Here is a 14,595-nt window from a genome sequence, read left to right on the forward strand (position 1 = left end):
GCCATGGTGACTGTCGAAGAGTTGTTCGCGATCGACCCGTTGCTCTCCCCGGAGGAGCGCGAGATCCGCGACACGGTGGCCCGTTTCGGCGAGCGCAGGCTGCGCCCGCACATTGCCGAGTGGTTCGAGGCAGGCACCTTCCCGGCCAGGGAGATCGCCCCCGAACTCGGCAAACTCGGCCTGCTCGGAATGCACCTGGACGGCTACGGCTGCGCCGGCGCCTCGGCGACCGCGTACGGCCTGGCGTGCCAGGAACTCGAGGCGGTCGACTCGGGCGTGCGCAGCATGGTCTCGGTGCAGGGCTCGCTGGCGATGACCGCGATCCACTTCTTCGGCTCCGAGGAGCAGAAGCAGCAGTACCTGCCCGCGATGGCGGCGGGCGAGGTGATCGGCTGCTTCGGTCTCACCGAGCCCGATTACGGCTCCAACCCGGGCGGGATGCGGACCAGGGCCAAGCGTGACGGTGACGACTGGGTGCTCAACGGGTCCAAGATGTGGATCACCAACGGCTCGGTCGCCGATATCGCCGTTGTCTGGGCGTACGCCGAGGAACCGGGCCGGGACAAGCCGCGCGTGCGTGGTTTCCTCGTCCCGGCGGGCACCCCCGGTTTCACCACCCGCGAGATCCATCGCAAGCTGTCGCTGCGCGCTTCCCTCACCGCCGCACTGGATTTCGACGACGTCCGGCTGCCCGCCGACGCGGTGCTGCCCGAGTCGGGTGGCCTGAGCTCGCCGCTGGCGTGCCTGAGCGAGGCGCGCTTCGGCATCGTCTTCGGCGCGCTGGGCGCGGCCCGGGACTGCCTGGCCTCGGCGATCGACTACGCGCGCACCCGCGAGGTGTTCGACAAGCCGCTGGCCGCCTACCAGCTCACCCAGGCCAAGCTCGCCGACATGGCGCTGGAACTCGGCAAGGGCCAGTTGCTGGCGCTGCATCTGGGCCGGTTGAAGGACCGGCACGAGATCACCGGTGAGCAGATCAGCGCGGGCAAGCTCAACAGCACCCGCGAGGCCATCGCGATCGCCCGCGAGTGCCGAACCATTCTGGGCGCCAACGGGATCACGCTGGACTACCCGGTGCTGCGGCACGCGAACAACCTGGAGTCGGTGCTCACCTACGAGGGCACCGCCGAGGTGCATCAGCTCGTGCTCGGCAAGGCGCTCACCGACGCCAACGCCTTCCGCTAGGCGGCTTCGGGCCGGCCGGGTCAGCGCCTGGCCGGCACTCCCGGCCCGCGCCCGGCGACCGGCGCGGGCCGAATCAGGCCGCCCGCGAAGGCGATCGCCAGGATCGAGACCACGACGGTCAGGACCGTGAGCGCGATCGGCACGGTGATCGCTGCCGGGATGCCGAGCACCGTCAACGACGCCAACCCGCCGCAACCCCACGCGAACGCGGCGACGAGGCGGCCGAGCAGCGGGGCGTACGGCGACCGGCGCAGCGACCGGACGACGCCCTCACGCGCCAAATACCCTGCGACAGCAGGAAATATCGGGGTCATGCCGAGCAGCTGGATGGCCGGTTCGGTGACGTCCACTACAGGCCCCTTCGCTCGCCGTGCTGGTTAGCCGAAAGTTGTCTCGAGTCGGTGCTACCCGCTCAGAATCCCCCTGGCGCCCCGTTGACGCAACTCCGCCGCACCCCGCGACCAGCGATAAACCCTTGACGGCGACAGTGATCTGCGACACAATTCTAACTGTGTTAGGTGAAACTACTCGCGATAGGCAAGCCGAACGCCGTGAGGCGACGCGGCGGGAGATCCTGCAGGTCGCGTGGGAACTCGCCAGGGAGAACGGGCTGGCGCAGATCACCCTGCGCGATGTCGCCGCCAGGGTCGGCATGCGCGCGCCCTCCCTCTACACCCATTTCGCGGCAAAACACGCGATCTACGACGCGATGTTCGAGCAGGCGTGGGCCGAATACGAGGCGCACGCGGCCCGGGTCACCGCCGCGTTACCCACCGCGCCGCGGCCCCGGCTGCTCGCGCTCGCCTACAGCTTCTTCGATTACGCGGTAGCGGACCTGGCCCGCTACCAGCTGATGAATCAGCGCACGGTGCCCGGATTCGAGCCGTCGCCCGAGGCGTTCGCGCCGTCGGTGCGGGTGGTCCGCGAAGCCGTCGCCATGTTCGCCGAGGCAGGTGTCACCGATCGGGGTGACATCGAGATCTGGTTCAGCCTGATCGGCGGCCTCATCGACCAGCAACTCGCCAACGATCCGGCCGGCGACAGCCGACGCAGGCTGATCGAACGCGCGATGACCATGTGGGCCGACAGCGTCGGCCTGCCCCCGGAACCGAGGGATCCGCCATGACCACCACGACTCCGGCGCCGACCACTCCGCGCCGCAGCGCCCTGCCCCGCCCCGACTCGATGACGCTGGCCGCGACCGAGTACACCCGCGTCGGCGCCGCCCTCGCGGCGCTCGACCCCGCCGACTGGGACCGGCCCACCGATTGCCCGGAATGGACTGTGCACCAGCTGATCGCCCACGTGGTCGGCATGGCCGCGATGACCGCGTCGCTCCCCGAGATGATCCGGCAGAACCGGGTCGCCGATCGGCGGCCGAACGGCGAGGAACAGCGCATCGACGCGCTGACCGCCTTCCAGGTCGCCCGCTACGGCGTGCACTCCCCCGCCGAGCTCACCGCCCAGCTCGCCCGCCTCGGCCCGCGCGCCGCGGCCGCCCGGCGCAGGCTGCCCGGCTTCCTGCGCAAGCTGACGATGCCCGGCTCCGAGCGGGTCAACGGCGCCGACGAGCGCTGGACGGTCGGCTACCTGACCGAGGTGATCCTCACCCGCGACCCGTGGATGCACCGGATCGACCTGAGCCAGGCGACCGGGCGACCACTCGAGCTCACCGCCGAGCACGACGGACGCATCGTCGACGATGTCGTCCGCGAGTGGGCCCAGCGCCACGGCGCCCCCTACCGGCTCACCCTGCACGGCCCGGCGGGCGGCACCTGGGCGAGCGGCCCGACCGCGGCACCGGCCATCGAGCTGGACGCGATCGAGTTCTGCCGCATCGTGTCCCGGCGCGCCGACGGCTCCGGCCTGCTGAACACCGAGGTGCCGTTCTGACCGACTAGCCGACCGCGGGCAGCTCCAGGTTCTCCCGGTAGGTGCCGGCCAGGTAGTCGCTGTCGACCAGCCCGCGCCCGCGCAGTTCGGGCAGCAGGCCGTTGACGACGAAGTCGCGGGTGCGCTCCTCGGCCAGGCCGCCGAGGGAGATCACGTCGAGCACGTTCGCCCGGTAGCGCTCCTCGATGGCGTCGGCGAGTTGTTCCGGGGTGCCCGCGGCGGCCCAGTGGCCGGTGTCCTTGGCGGCGACGACGAGTTCGCGCAGCGTGGCGCCGGTGGCGGCGAGCTTGCTGAAGATCTCCACCCGGCCCCGGCGCCGATGCACCGTATCGAGGTGCGGGAGCAGGCTTTCCGGGAGCGCCTTGTCCAGCGGCAGCTCGGACAGGTCGACGCCGCCACCGAGTATGTCGGCCAGCTGACGGCGGCCCGCGTCGAAGTCGGTGGCCTCGGCCGCCTCGCGGACCAGCCGGGCGGCCTCGGCCTCGGTGGCGCCGTAGGTGGCGTGGAAGGAACTGAAGATGAGCGGCAGCCCGTCGGGCCTGCCGAGTTCCGCGGCGCGGGTGCGGATCTTCTTCGTGTAGGTGACCGCGTCCTCGAGCGTCGGCAGCGAGGTGAACACCACCTCGGCGAACCGCGCGCCGAGCTCGATGCCGCCCGCCGACTGCCCGGCCTGGAACTGCACGGGCCTGCCCTGCGGCAGCGGCGGGATGTTCAGCGGCCCACGGACCGAGAAATACTGTCCCGCATGGTCGATCGGCCGGACGAGCGCGTCGTCGAGCACCGCGCCACCGTTCCCGTCGGGCCGCAGGGCGCCGGGCCGCCAGCTGTCGAACAGCGCGTTGACCACGGCCAGCACCTCGCCGGCACGGGCGTAGCGCGCCTCCGGGCTCGGCAGGTCCCCGTCGCCGTAGTTCTCCTCGCCGAGGGAGGAGGTCACCGCGTTCCAGGCCGCGCGGCCGTTGCTGACGTGATCGAGGGTGCCGAACAGCCGGGCCAGATTGTAGGGGTGGTGGAAGGTCGTGGTGACCGTCGCGATGAGGCCGACGTGGGTGGTCACCGCGCTCAGCGCGGCCAGCTGGATCAGCGGTTCCTGCGCCCCGATCGCCCCCTGGGCCCCGAAGGCGAGCAGGTCGGCCGCGAACACCGCGCCGATCTTGTTGTCCTCGGCGATCCTGGCGATCCGCCGTGCCTCGTCGAGGGTGGAGCGAGTCGGATCGAGTGCGGCGGCGTAGACGTCACGCGACCCGCTCACGCCGGTAACCGTCTTCAACTTGCGGCGTTCGGTGCCCATGCCGCCAGTCCAGCAGGGTAGCCACGACCTCGACCATGGTTGCGCTCACCATAATTCGAGCGGAATACCGCGCGCTGCCCCGGCATGCGGCGGCGGACGCGGAAATTCGGTTGCGTGGGTGGTCGTCCGGTTTCTAAGGTGTGCCGCATGTCGTGCCAAGTATTCATTCGCATCCGCTACGTCCGGGCTCTGGCCCGCTAGCGGACGCGGATATCGCATCGGCGTCCACCGGCGCGCCCAGGGCCCATCGAGCTCTCATCCACTCGATGACCCGAAGGGGCAACTGCCGTGGCGCAGGATTTTGCACACCGAAACTACTCACACACCCAGCGCAAGGTCACCGGGCACAGCGGTGGCCGGACGTCGCGTGACCTGGCGAGACGGACGCTCTCGCAGAACTTCCTGGTGGATCGGACCGCCGTCGACACGATGATGACGGTCGCCGATCCGGCGGGCGAGGTCCTCGAGCCCGGCGCGGGCGAAGGCGTCCTCACCCGGGCGCTGGCCGGTCGTGGCGCGCGGGTCACGGCCTACGAGATCGATCCGCTGCTGGCGGCGAAGCTCTCGGCGCAGACCAGGGCCGAGCGCGGGATCCGCGTGGTGCGTGGCGATTTCACCAAGGCCAAGGCGCCGCGCACCTCGTTCGCGGTGGTGGGGAACATCCCGTTCTCGGTCACCGCCGAGATCGTCGACTGGTGCCTGGCCGCGCCGGCGCTCACCTCGGCGACCCTGCTCACCCAGCGGGAGTACGCGCGCAAACGCACCGGCGACTACGGTCGCTGGAGTCTGCTGACCGCGACGAGCTGGCCGTGGTTCGACTGGCGGCTGCACGGCCAGGTGCACCGCACCAGCTTCCGTCCGGTCCCCGCCGTCGACTCCGCCATCCTGCGGATCGATCGCCGACCGGAACCCCTTGTCGCCCACCGGGATTCCTACACCGACCTGGTGCGCACCGGATTCTCCGGCATCGGCGGCACGGTGCGCGCCTCACTGCGCACCCGGTATCAGGGTGTGGACGCGGCCATGGCCGAGGCGGGCATCGCCCGCGACACCGTGGTCGCCTACGTCCACCCGGAACAGTGGGTGGCACTGCACTCGGCGCTGACGGGCTAGCCGGACCCCGTTGCCGCCCCTTCACCACGGGGCGGCAACGGGATGCAGCTTCAGGTTCACTTACCTCGCCGGATCGGTACCTTCGAGCCTCCCTCACGAGAAGCACACAGCCGCACGAAATTCACAGCGGTCGATACTTCATAGGGATTCGAGAATCCACGAGCTCACGCAGAGCAGGCATACGAAAAGCACTCTGCGCCCACCGCATCGCGAAACCCCGAACCACTTCAGTGATTCCGGTGTAGTCGTCCGGGCTCGTATTTGTGCGAGCCCGGACGAACGGGCTCAGTGGCCGATGGAGCCGGTGCTGAGGAAGCCGAGGAGGTCGTGGCGGGTGATGACGCCGACTGGCTTGCCGTCCTCGACGACCATCAGGGCGTCGGTGTCGGACAGGGCCTTGGTGGCCGTCGAGAGGGGTTCGCCCGAGCCGATCAGCGGGAAGGACGGGCTCATGTGCTGGGCGACGGAGTCGGTGAGCTGAGCGCGGCCCTCGAAGACGGCCGAGAGCAGGTCGCGCTCGGTGACACTGCCCGCGACCTCGCCCGCCATCACCGGCGGCTCGGCGCCGACGACCGGCATCTGCGAGACGCCGTACTCGCGCAGGATCTCGATGGCGTCGCGCAGGGTCTCCGACGGGTGGGTGTGCACCAGGTCGGGCAGCTCGCCGGACTTGCCGCGCAGCACGTCACCGACGAGCGGTTCCGGACCGGCCTCCAGCGGGGTGGTGAGGAAGCCGTAGGAGCTCATCCACTTGTCGTTGAAGATCTTCGACAGGTAGCCGCGGCCACCGTCGGGCAGCAGCACCACGACCACGGCGTCGGGATCGCGGCGGGCGACCTCGATCGCGGCGACCACGGCCATGCCGCAGGAGCCACCGACCAGCAGGCCCTCCTCGCGGGCCAGGCGGCGGGTCATCTCGAAGGAGTCGGCGTCGGAGACGGCGATGATCTCGTCCGGGATGGTCGGGTCGTAGGCGGAGGGCCAGAAGTCCTCGCCGACCCCCTCGACCAGGTACGGGCGACCGGTGCCGCCCGAGTACACCGAACCCTCGGGATCGGCGCCGACGATCTTCACCTTGCCGCCCGAGACCTCCTTGAGGTAGCGGCCGGTGCCGGTGATGGTGCCGCCGGTACCGACACCGGCGACGAAGTGGGTGACCTTGCCTTCGGTATCGCGCCAGATCTCGGGACCGGTGGTCTCGTAGTGGCTGTCCGGACCGCCCGGGTTGGCGTACTGGTTGGGCTTCCAGGCGCCCTCGATCTCGCGGACCAGGCGATCGGAGACGTTGTAGTAGCTGTCCGGGTGCTCCGGCGGCACGGCGGTCGGGCAGACCACGACCTCGGCGCCGTAGGCACGCAGCACGTTGCGCTTGTCCTCGCTGACCTTGTCCGGGCAGACGAACACGCACTTGTAGCCGCGCTGCTGGGCGACCAGCGCGAGACCGACACCGGTGTTCCCCGAGGTGGGCTCGACGATGGTGCCGCCAGGCTTCAGCAGCCCTTCCTCTTCGGCGGCATCGATCATCTTGACCGCGATCCGGTCCTTGGAGCTGCCGCCCGGGTTGAGGTATTCGATCTTGGCGGCGACCAGGCCCGCGTTCGGGCCGACCACAGAGTTCAGCCGAACCAGAGGGGTGTTCCCGATGAGGTCGACGACATGATCCGCGATACGCATACCCCCATCGTTGCAGAGCCGTAGCTCGGCGTCGCGACCTGGTCGGATCCTGTGAGCAGTGGCACCACCGGCGGCGCCGCGCTGGGCCGGTTCGGGATCTGCTGCCCGGCCGATTCGCGTCGTAGAATTTTCGGATGTGAGCGCACCTCGAATCAGCTGGCGGACCGCTGTCGTCACCGGTGCCACCACCGTGCTCGCCGGATCGAGCGCGGGCACCGTCTCGTGGGCGACCTACCGGCTGCTGATGACCCAGGCCGGCGCGGCGCGGGCGGTCATCGGGCGCGACACCTCCAAGCCGCCGGAGGCCGACGGCGTCTACGCCCCGGGGGCACAACTACCCGAACCGTGGCGCAAGGGCGTGCCGAGCGACCTGCACCTGATGATCTTCGGCGACTCCACCGCCGCCGGGCTCGGCTGCCTCGGGGCCGCCGATGTGCCCGGGGTGCGGCTGGCGCGCGGGCTGGCCGAGGCGACCGGGCTGCGGATCCGGCTCAGCACCAAGGCGATCTCCGGAGCCACCTCCAAGGGGCTCGCCGGGCAGGTGGACGCGATGTTCGTCGCGGGGCCGCCGCCGGACGCCGCGGTCATCCTGGTCGGCGCCAACGACATCACCAAGAAACACTCCATCCGGGCCTCGGCGCGCAGGCTGGCCGCCGCGGTGTCGCGGCTGCGCGCGGCCGACGCGCTGGTCGTCGTCGGCACCTGCCCGAACCTGGGCACCGTCACCGCGATCCAGCAGCCGCTGCGCACGGTGGTGGCGAACTGGAGTGTGCGCCTGGCCAAGGCGCAGACCGTCGCGACCACGCTGGCGGGCGGGATCGCGGTGCCGATGGGTTCTCCGCTGGTCGCCTCGGAGTTCCGCGCGGCCCCGGAGATCCTGTTCGCGACCGACGGATTCCATCCCTCCGCGGCGGGGTACGAATTGGCGGCGGCTCAGCTGTTGCCCGTCCTCGTCGAAGCCGTGCAGACCCGCCCTGGTCTTCCCGTCGCGCACGGCGAGACGTAGATTCCAGAAAGACCGGCTTGTAAACGCCGTTCACTGAACCACCCGAAAAGGAGTCCTCATGCCCGAGGCCGTAATCGTCTCCGTCGCCCGTTCCCCCATCGGCCGTGCCGTCAAGGGTTCCCTGGCGGGTATGCGTCCGGACGACCTGACCGCCCAGATGGTGCGGGCCGCGCTGGCCAAGGTCCCCGCGCTCGACGCGAGCTCGATCAACGACATCATGCTCGGCACCGGCTCCCCCGCGGGTGAGGGTGGCTTCGGCATGGCTCGCAACGTCGCCGTGCAGCTCGGCCTCGACACCGTGCCGGGCACCACCGTGCAGCGCTACTGTGCGTCGTCGCTGCAGACCACCCGGATGGCCTTCCACGCGATCAAGGCGGGCGAGGGCGACGTGTTCGTCTCCGCCGGTGTGGAGACCGTCTCCCGCTACGCCCGGGGTTCGGCCGACAGCTGGCCCGACACCAAGAACCCCGAGTTCGCGCAGGCGATGGCCCGCACCGCCAAGACCGCCGAGGGCGGCGCAGGCGTGTGGCACGACCCGCGTGAGGACGGCCTGCTCCCCGACACCTACATCGCGATGGGCCAGACCGCCGAGAACGTGGCGTCGCTGACCGGCATCTCCCGCGAGGACCAGGACCACTGGGGCGTGCGTTCGCAGAACCGCGCCGAGGAGGCCATCAAGAACGGCTTCTTCGAGCGTGAGATCACCCCGGTGACCCTGCCCGACGGCTCGGTCGTCAGCAAGGACGACGGCCCGCGCGCCGGCGTCACCTACGAGGCGGTCAGCCAGCTCAAGCCGGTCTTCCGTCCCGACGGCACCGTCACCGCCGGTAACTGCTGCCCGCTCAACGACGGCGCGGCCGCGCTGGTCATCATGAGCGACACCAAGGCCAAGGAGCTGGGCCTGACCCCGCTGGCCCGGATCGTCTCCACCGGTGTCTCCGGCCTGTCCCCCGAGATCATGGGCCTCGGCCCGGTCGAGGCCGTCAAGCGCGCGCTGGCGCTGGCGGGCAAGTCGGTCTCCGACATCGACCTGTTCGAGATCAACGAGGCCTTCGCGGTGCAGGTGCTCGGCTCGGCGCGCGAGCTGAAGATCGACGAGGACAAGCTCAACGTCTCCGGCGGCGCCATCGCGCTGGGCCACCCGTTCGGCATGACCGGTGCCCGCATCACCGCCACCCTGCTGAACAACCTGCAGACCCACGACAAGCAGTTCGGCGTCGAGACCATGTGCGTCGGCGGCGGCCAGGGCATGGCCCTGATCATCGAGCGCCTGAGCTGAGCTAGGCAATAAAAGAGCGGCCCACCGAGTCGGTGGGCCGCTCTTTTGTGTCCGGTTATCAGTCGCGCTGGAAGTAGCTCAGCAGGCGGAGGATCTCGATGTAGAGCCAGACCAGGGTGACGGTCAGGCCGAGGGCGACGCCCCAGGCGGCCTTCTCGGGGGCCTGGGCGCGGATCAGCTGATCGGCGGCGTCGAAGTCCAGCAGGAAGCTGAACGCGGCGATGGCGATGCAGACCAGGCTGAAGATGATCGCCAGCGCGCCACCGTCGCGCAGGCCGAAGCCGCCGTCGGTGAAGAAGCTCGCGATCAGGTTGCCGACCATCAGGACCAGCACGCCGACCATGGCGCCGAGCAGCATGCGGGTGAAACGCGGGGTGACCCGGATCGCGCCCGTCTTGTAGACGACGAGCATGCCGAAGAACACGCCGAACGTGCCGAGCACCGCCTGACCGATCAGGGCGCTACCACCGACACCGCCGAAGGTGACGTCGGTGAACATCAGCGACAGCGCGCCGAGGAACAGACCCTCGAAGGCCGCGTAGGACAGCACGATCGCCGGGTTGTCCATCTTGCGGCCGAAGGTCGCGACCATGACCAGCACGAAGCCGATCAGACCGCCGCCGATGACGAACAGCGGAGCGAGCGAGGGGTTCGCCGAGGACAGCGCGAACGAGGCGATCGCCGCGACGGTCAGCACCGCGAGGGTGATGCCGGTCTTGGTGACCACGTCGTCGATGGTCATCGCACGGGTGGCGGGGGCCTGCTGGAACTGCTGGCCGTACTGCTGCCCGTACTCGCCGTACTGCTGCTGGCCGTACTGCTGGTTGCCCAGCTGGCCCGCGCCGGCGACGCCCGAACCGAAGTTCGCGTAACCGCCGACTCCCTCCTGGCGAGGTAAGTTCTTGAACACCGGATTCGATGAGGTACGCACCGTGCGCCTTTCTTGGAGTGATTAGTCGCTGTTCGCCTGTCGGCGGGCAACAGCTCCAACTGCCCTGTTCAACGCGTCGTGATCGGACAAAGTTCCCGGCGGACCGGTCACCCGCCGAACGGACAAATCGGACTCTACCCGGTCCGACCCGCTCTATCGTTGTACGTCGCGCAGACCACGAACGGACCGCGTCACCGTGAACTTCTGGTTCCGGCCGATCACGTCGGTGCGCCCGACCATCCGCTCGACCACCCCGCGATAGTTCAGATGCGAGTTGTAGACCGTCCACAGCTCGCCGCCCGGCCGCAGCACCCGGCCGGTCTCGGCGAACATCTTGATCGCCGAACCGGTGTGCACGGCCGCGCCGACGTGGAACGGCGGATTGCACAGGACCAGATCGGCGCTGTTGTCCGCGGCCGAGGACATCGCGTCGTCGCGCACCACCGTCACCCGGCCGGCCACGCCGTTGGCGGCCGCGGTGGCCCTGGCCGAGGCGACCGCGGCGGCGGACTGATCGGTGCCGACGACCCGCAGGTGCGGCCGCGACTTGGCCAGCGCCACCGCGAGGATGCCGGTCCCGCAGCCGAGGTCGATGGCCTCGCGCGCGTCGGGCTTCATCCGGTCCAGGTGCTCGAGCAGGAACCGGGTGCCGATATCGAGGCGGGGCCCGGAGAAGGCGGCGCCGTAGGCGAGGACGTCGCCGTCGATCTCGGCGATGTGCTCGGCCACCGGGAACCGCGACTCGCCGACCGGCAGCGGCTCGCCGACGACCAGCACCCGGGACTTCTGCCTGCCCCGCCCCGCGCGCACCTGCCCGAAGGACTCGGCGAGCACCTCGTTCATGGCCGGGGTGAGGTACTTGTCGCGCCCGCCGGCGAACACGACGACGTCCGGCGCGGCGTACCTGGCGACGGCCTCGGCGATCTCGGCCAGCCCCGACAGCATCCGCGGCAGGCGCATCAGCACCACCCGGGCGCCGGTCAGCAACCCGGCGTCGAGGCCGTGCGCAGTGTAGCGGTCGGTCAGGCCGAGATTCTTGGCGTTGCCCGCGAGCGCGAGTTCGCCGGTGAGCAGGTCCTGATGCACGCGCAGGCCGGTGAGATCGTGGCGGGTGGCCGCGCCGATGGTGAGCGCGCCGTAGGCGTCGCCGATCACCGCAACTTCGCCGCTACCCGCCGCCGACAGGGCATCGGCCGCGGTATCGAGGAGTAACCGGTCGGCGGCGTCGACGGCATAGAGGTTCGGCGCCTCCACGTCCGGATACCGGCGCAGCCGGGTGAATACGTCCTCGACTCTGTCCACGCGACAAGTGTGCTAGATCGTTGCCCCACCGTCACATCCGACCCTGATATCCGCCGGTGGCCTTGCTCACAGTGGGTAGTCGGAGCATGTATTCCGATGGGCACGAACAGCTTCCACCGATTTGCGACACCCTTGCAGGTCGGCGCGGATCGGCCGATCTCACGAATCCCCTTGTTCCCCAATGTTTCGGCCAGGTGAACCAGCGGCCACCGGCCCCGAACATCGCGATGACGGTGGTTCTCCGGGCGGGCGAATCCGTCGCCACCGCGGGCCGATCGGGGCACCAGCGCCGATCCGAGCGCCCCGCGCACCGTCGAGCGCCCCAGCAAACTCACCGTAGCCCGAACACGCCCCGCGCCGGTTCGCCCGCCGGACCGCCGACGCTGAGTACCATCAGCCCCATGCGTAACGCTCTCGTGTTCGGACTGGTCGCCGTCGCCGCGCTGACACTGCCCGGCTGCGGCACCGAGGACGCGCCGGCGGCCACGCCACCCCCGACGAGCACCACCGGCACCTTCGCCGACGCCACCGGCGCGGCCCCCAGCGACAACGCCCCCAAGTCCGGCGCGGCGTCCCCGGGCGCGGCGCTGACCGTGACCGATATCAGGATCGGCCACCAGCCCGGCTTCGACCGGGTGGTCTTCGCGCTCGGCGGCACCGGGACCCCCGGCTGGCAGGTCGGCTACACCGATCGCGCGGTGCAGGACGGCAGCGGCAAGACCGTCGATGTGGCCGGTCGCTCGATCCTCGAGGTGCGCATCCTCGGGTCGATCTATCCGTTCGACTCGCCGGTGCCGTCCTTCAGCGGGCCCGATCCGGTGACCGACCCGAGCGTCCCGGAGATCACCGGCGTCTACAAGAAGACCGTGTACGAGGGCACCACCCAGTCGTTCATCGGTGTCGACGCCGACGCGCCCGCCTTCGCCGTCACGGCGCTGTCCGACCCACCGCGCCTGGTCGTCGACATCGCGCACCCGTAGCCACTACCCCTACCGTGTGCGGGTATTGCGGGTCACTCGATCGCGCTGGTTAGACTGGGCGCCGTGACCGACCAGCATTCGCGCGTGCGCGCACCCGGCATCGCCAGGGTGCTCGCGCTGCTGGCGCTGCTGGCCGGGATTCTCGCCATGCACTCGGCGGTCTTCGGCACCGCCCACGCCGCGCACCCGGGTGGCACCGAGTCCTCCCATCTCGGCACGACACCCGGTCAGGAGCACACCGGCGGCCACACTGCCGACGAGCTGCTCACGGCCGCCCACCTCGCCGCCGCCCACGTCGCCCTCCCTGGCGAGGACAAGCACGCGATGGGATCCGGCTGCGGTGCCTCGGGATGCGACGAGCGCGCGGGCATCCACGGCTGCGTCTTCGTCCTCGCGGCACTGGCCGCCGCGCTCACCCTGGTCCTGCTCTACCGGCTCTCCGACGACGGCACGGCGGGTGGCACCACCGCCACCCGGCCCTGGCGCGGCAGGCGCGAGCGCCCGCCGCCGTGGACCGTGCTCTCCCTCGCCCAACTGGCGATTCTGCGGATCTGACAGGTCCGCCGCCCAGGCATGCCCGGCGGCGGGACCGAATCACATCCACACGAATCCCCAGGAGGATCACCCATGTCCATCAGCCGTACCCGCGCCACCCTGCTCGCCGTCACCGCCGCGAGCGCCCTGCTGCTCGCCGCGGGCTGTAGCGACGACAACGACCAGGCCGCGCACGACTCTCACGCCACGACGAGCACCACCAGCTCGGCCGCGCCGTCGGCGGCGGCCCGCACCGACTTCAACGACGTCGACGTCACCTTCCTGCAGATGATGTACCCGCATCACGCGCAGGCCGTCGACATGGCGAAGATGGTGCCGACGCACACCCAGAACGCGCAGCTGATCGCGCTGGCCGCGCAGGTGGAGAAGGCCCAGGCGCCGGAGATGCAGCAGATCACCACCCTGCTGACCAGCTTCGGCAAGCCGGCGCCGAGCGCGAGCGGCGGCCACGACGGGCACGCCATGCCCGGCATGATGACCGACGCGCAGATGACCGCGCTGCAGGCCGCCCAGGGCGCCGATTTCGACCGGCAGTGGCTGGAGATGATGATCGCCCACCACGAGGGCGCGGTCGACATGGCCCAGACCGAGCTGAACGGCGGCGTGAACCCGGAATCCCGGCAGCTGGCGACGGCGATCGTGGCCGATCAGCAGGCCGAGATCGCCACCATGCGCGGCATGCTCGGCCAGAGCTGAGCGGGAGCGGCGCCGGGACAGCCGGTCCCGGCGCCGCGCCCGGCCGACGTCTCGGTTGGTCATCGAAATCGCCACCGCGAGCTGACGTCACCCGCCTCCAGCCAGTACGGTCGATATGTTCGGCTCCGGCGCAATCCGCGAGCCGGCGGTCCCGAGGGAGGAGAGGGAGACATGAGACAACGGGAACGAATGGGGGTCGGCACGGCGCTCGTGGCCGTGGCGACCGGCCTGGTCCTGGTCGCCTGTACCAAGCAGGTGCCCGGCGACGCGCAGGCCAACCAGACCGATCTCGCCTCCTATACCTCCGAGGTCGCCGCGTCGTCGGCGGCGCGGGTGGCCAAGGCCAACGACGCGGCCTGCGACGGCCTGCGCGCGGCGAACAAGAGCTCGGTGACCGCGTTCAACGCCTACATCGACGCCAGCAACACCAGGGCCGCCGACACCGACGCCAAGGCCAACGACGCGGTCACCACGCTGCGCAACAACGCCAAGGACCTCGGCCGCAAGATCACCAACGACGTGATCTCGACGCTGGCCACCCCGTTGCGCGCCTACCGCGACAACACCAATACCCTCGCCGACACGCTCGAACGCCGCGCGCCCACCGACGAACTCAACGGCGTGATCGACACGTTCAACGACGCCAAGGACACCGCGATCGATGTCTGCAAACCGTACGGAAACTGAGCA

At 70.1% G+C, this 14,595-nt stretch carries 15 protein-coding genes; 10 read left to right on the plus strand and 5 right to left on the minus strand.

Going from position 1 to position 14,595, the window contains the following annotated elements:
• Positions 1–3: 3 nt before the first annotated feature.
• Complete coding sequence (locus tag AB0L91_RS07085) at positions 4–1,185, plus strand: acyl-CoA dehydrogenase family protein (RefSeq protein WP_357342984.1); 1,182 nt, start codon at positions 4–6, stop codon at positions 1,183–1,185.
• Between the two features lie 20 nt (positions 1,186–1,205).
• Here the strand turns inward: AB0L91_RS07085 and AB0L91_RS07090 are convergent, their stop codons facing one another.
• Positions 1,206–1,535, minus strand: coding sequence for a hypothetical protein (locus tag AB0L91_RS07090; protein WP_357342982.1), 330 nt, complete (start codon positions 1,533–1,535; stop codon positions 1,206–1,208).
• A 161-nt stretch (positions 1,536–1,696) separates the two neighbouring features.
• Here AB0L91_RS07090 and AB0L91_RS07095 point away from each other — a divergent pair, with 161 nt between their 5' ends.
• Together AB0L91_RS07095 and AB0L91_RS07100 are read left to right on the plus strand one after the other, a co-directional pair.
• The gene (locus tag AB0L91_RS07095) at positions 1,697–2,311 is read left to right on the plus strand and encodes a TetR/AcrR family transcriptional regulator (RefSeq protein ID WP_357342980.1); all 615 of its coding nucleotides are present in this window, start codon (positions 1,697–1,699) and stop codon (positions 2,309–2,311) included.
• A complete protein-coding gene (locus tag AB0L91_RS07100; RefSeq protein WP_357342978.1) occupies positions 2,308–3,078 on the plus strand; it encodes a maleylpyruvate isomerase family mycothiol-dependent enzyme in 771 nt (256 codons plus the stop codon). The genes AB0L91_RS07095 and AB0L91_RS07100 overlap by 4 nt, the downstream gene beginning before the upstream one ends.
• Before the next feature lie 4 nt (positions 3,079–3,082).
• On the opposite strand, the gene AB0L91_RS07105 is transcribed toward AB0L91_RS07100, so the two are convergent.
• On the minus strand, positions 3,083–4,369 hold the full coding sequence (locus tag AB0L91_RS07105) for an NtaA/DmoA family FMN-dependent monooxygenase (protein WP_365007876.1): 1,287 nt from the start codon (positions 4,367–4,369) through the stop codon (positions 3,083–3,085).
• A 288-nt stretch (positions 4,370–4,657) separates the two neighbouring features.
• Here AB0L91_RS07105 and erm point away from each other — a divergent pair, with 288 nt between their 5' ends.
• Entirely contained in the window at positions 4,658–5,482 is an 825-nt protein-coding gene (gene erm, locus AB0L91_RS07110; protein WP_365007878.1) for an ErmE/ErmH/ErmO/ErmR family 23S rRNA (adenine(2058)-N(6))-methyltransferase, read from the plus strand.
• Between the two features lie 285 nt (positions 5,483–5,767).
• On the opposite strand, the gene AB0L91_RS07115 is transcribed toward erm, so the two are convergent.
• On the minus strand, positions 5,768–7,156 hold the full coding sequence (locus AB0L91_RS07115; RefSeq protein ID WP_355273193.1) for a cystathionine beta-synthase: 1,389 nt from the start codon (positions 7,154–7,156) through the stop codon (positions 5,768–5,770).
• A gap of 136 nt (positions 7,157–7,292) precedes the next feature.
• Between AB0L91_RS07115 and AB0L91_RS07120 the strand changes: the two genes are divergently transcribed.
• On the plus strand, positions 7,293–8,162 hold the full coding sequence (locus AB0L91_RS07120; RefSeq protein ID WP_365007880.1) for an SGNH/GDSL hydrolase family protein: 870 nt from the start codon (positions 7,293–7,295) through the stop codon (positions 8,160–8,162).
• Positions 8,163–8,220: 58 nt separating this feature from the next.
• On the plus strand, positions 8,221–9,441 hold the full coding sequence (locus tag AB0L91_RS07125; RefSeq protein WP_365007882.1) for an acetyl-CoA C-acetyltransferase: 1,221 nt from the start codon (positions 8,221–8,223) through the stop codon (positions 9,439–9,441).
• 58 nt (positions 9,442–9,499) lie between these two features.
• Here the strand turns inward: AB0L91_RS07125 and AB0L91_RS07130 are convergent, their stop codons facing one another.
• Both AB0L91_RS07130 and AB0L91_RS07135 read right to left on the minus strand, forming a co-directional pair.
• Positions 9,500–10,372 carry a Bax inhibitor-1/YccA family protein gene (locus AB0L91_RS07130; RefSeq protein WP_357342964.1) on the minus strand — a complete coding sequence of 291 codons (873 nt, stop codon included), beginning with the start codon at positions 10,370–10,372 and terminating at the stop codon, positions 9,500–9,502.
• Positions 10,373–10,525: 153 nt separating this feature from the next.
• Positions 10,526–11,674: a methyltransferase gene (locus tag AB0L91_RS07135; protein ID WP_365007885.1), complete on the minus strand. Its 1,149-nt coding sequence runs from the start codon at positions 11,672–11,674 to the stop codon at positions 10,526–10,528.
• Between the two features lie 401 nt (positions 11,675–12,075).
• On the opposite strand from AB0L91_RS07135, the gene AB0L91_RS07140 reads away from it, so the two are divergent.
• From AB0L91_RS07140 to AB0L91_RS07155, 4 genes are all read left to right on the plus strand, one after another.
• Positions 12,076–12,654, plus strand: coding sequence for a hypothetical protein (locus tag AB0L91_RS07140; RefSeq protein WP_365007888.1), 579 nt, complete (start codon positions 12,076–12,078; stop codon positions 12,652–12,654).
• A 63-nt stretch (positions 12,655–12,717) separates the two neighbouring features.
• Positions 12,718–13,209 (plus strand): hypothetical protein, encoded by a 492-nt coding sequence (locus tag AB0L91_RS07145; protein WP_365007889.1) that lies wholly within the window; start codon positions 12,718–12,720, stop codon positions 13,207–13,209.
• Between the two features lie 72 nt (positions 13,210–13,281).
• Complete coding sequence (locus AB0L91_RS07150; protein WP_365007890.1) at positions 13,282–13,905, plus strand: DUF305 domain-containing protein; 624 nt, start codon at positions 13,282–13,284, stop codon at positions 13,903–13,905.
• A 171-nt stretch (positions 13,906–14,076) separates the two neighbouring features.
• Entirely contained in the window at positions 14,077–14,592 is a 516-nt protein-coding gene (locus AB0L91_RS07155; RefSeq protein ID WP_355273213.1) for a hypothetical protein, read from the plus strand.
• Positions 14,593–14,595: the final 3 nt, after the last annotated feature.

The organism is Nocardia sp. NPDC051833 (genome assembly GCF_040681225.1).
In the GTDB taxonomy this organism is placed as follows: Bacteria; Actinomycetota; Actinomycetes; order Mycobacteriales; family Mycobacteriaceae; genus Nocardia.

Bases quoted from the DNA above. Each gene is read 5' to 3' on its own strand.
- AB0L91_RS07085 (WP_357342984.1), top strand. From the start codon at position 4: ATGGTGACTGTCGAAGAGTTGTTCGCGATCGACCCGTTGCTCTCCCCG.
- AB0L91_RS07100 (WP_357342978.1), top strand. From the start codon at position 2,308: ATGACCACCACGACTCCGGCGCCGACCACTCCGCGCCGCAGCGCCCTG.
- AB0L91_RS07105 (WP_365007876.1), bottom strand. From the start codon at position 4,369: ATGGGCACCGAACGCCGCAAGTTGAAGACGGTTACCGGCGTGAGCGGG.
- AB0L91_RS07115 (WP_355273193.1), bottom strand. From the start codon at position 7,156: ATGCGTATCGCGGATCATGTCGTCGACCTCATCGGGAACACCCCTCTG.
- AB0L91_RS07125 (WP_365007882.1), top strand. From the start codon at position 8,221: ATGCCCGAGGCCGTAATCGTCTCCGTCGCCCGTTCCCCCATCGGCCGT.
- AB0L91_RS07140 (WP_365007888.1), top strand. From the start codon at position 12,076: ATGCGTAACGCTCTCGTGTTCGGACTGGTCGCCGTCGCCGCGCTGACA.
- AB0L91_RS07150 (WP_365007890.1), top strand. From the start codon at position 13,282: ATGTCCATCAGCCGTACCCGCGCCACCCTGCTCGCCGTCACCGCCGCG.
- AB0L91_RS07155 (WP_355273213.1), top strand. From the start codon at position 14,077: ATGAGACAACGGGAACGAATGGGGGTCGGCACGGCGCTCGTGGCCGTG.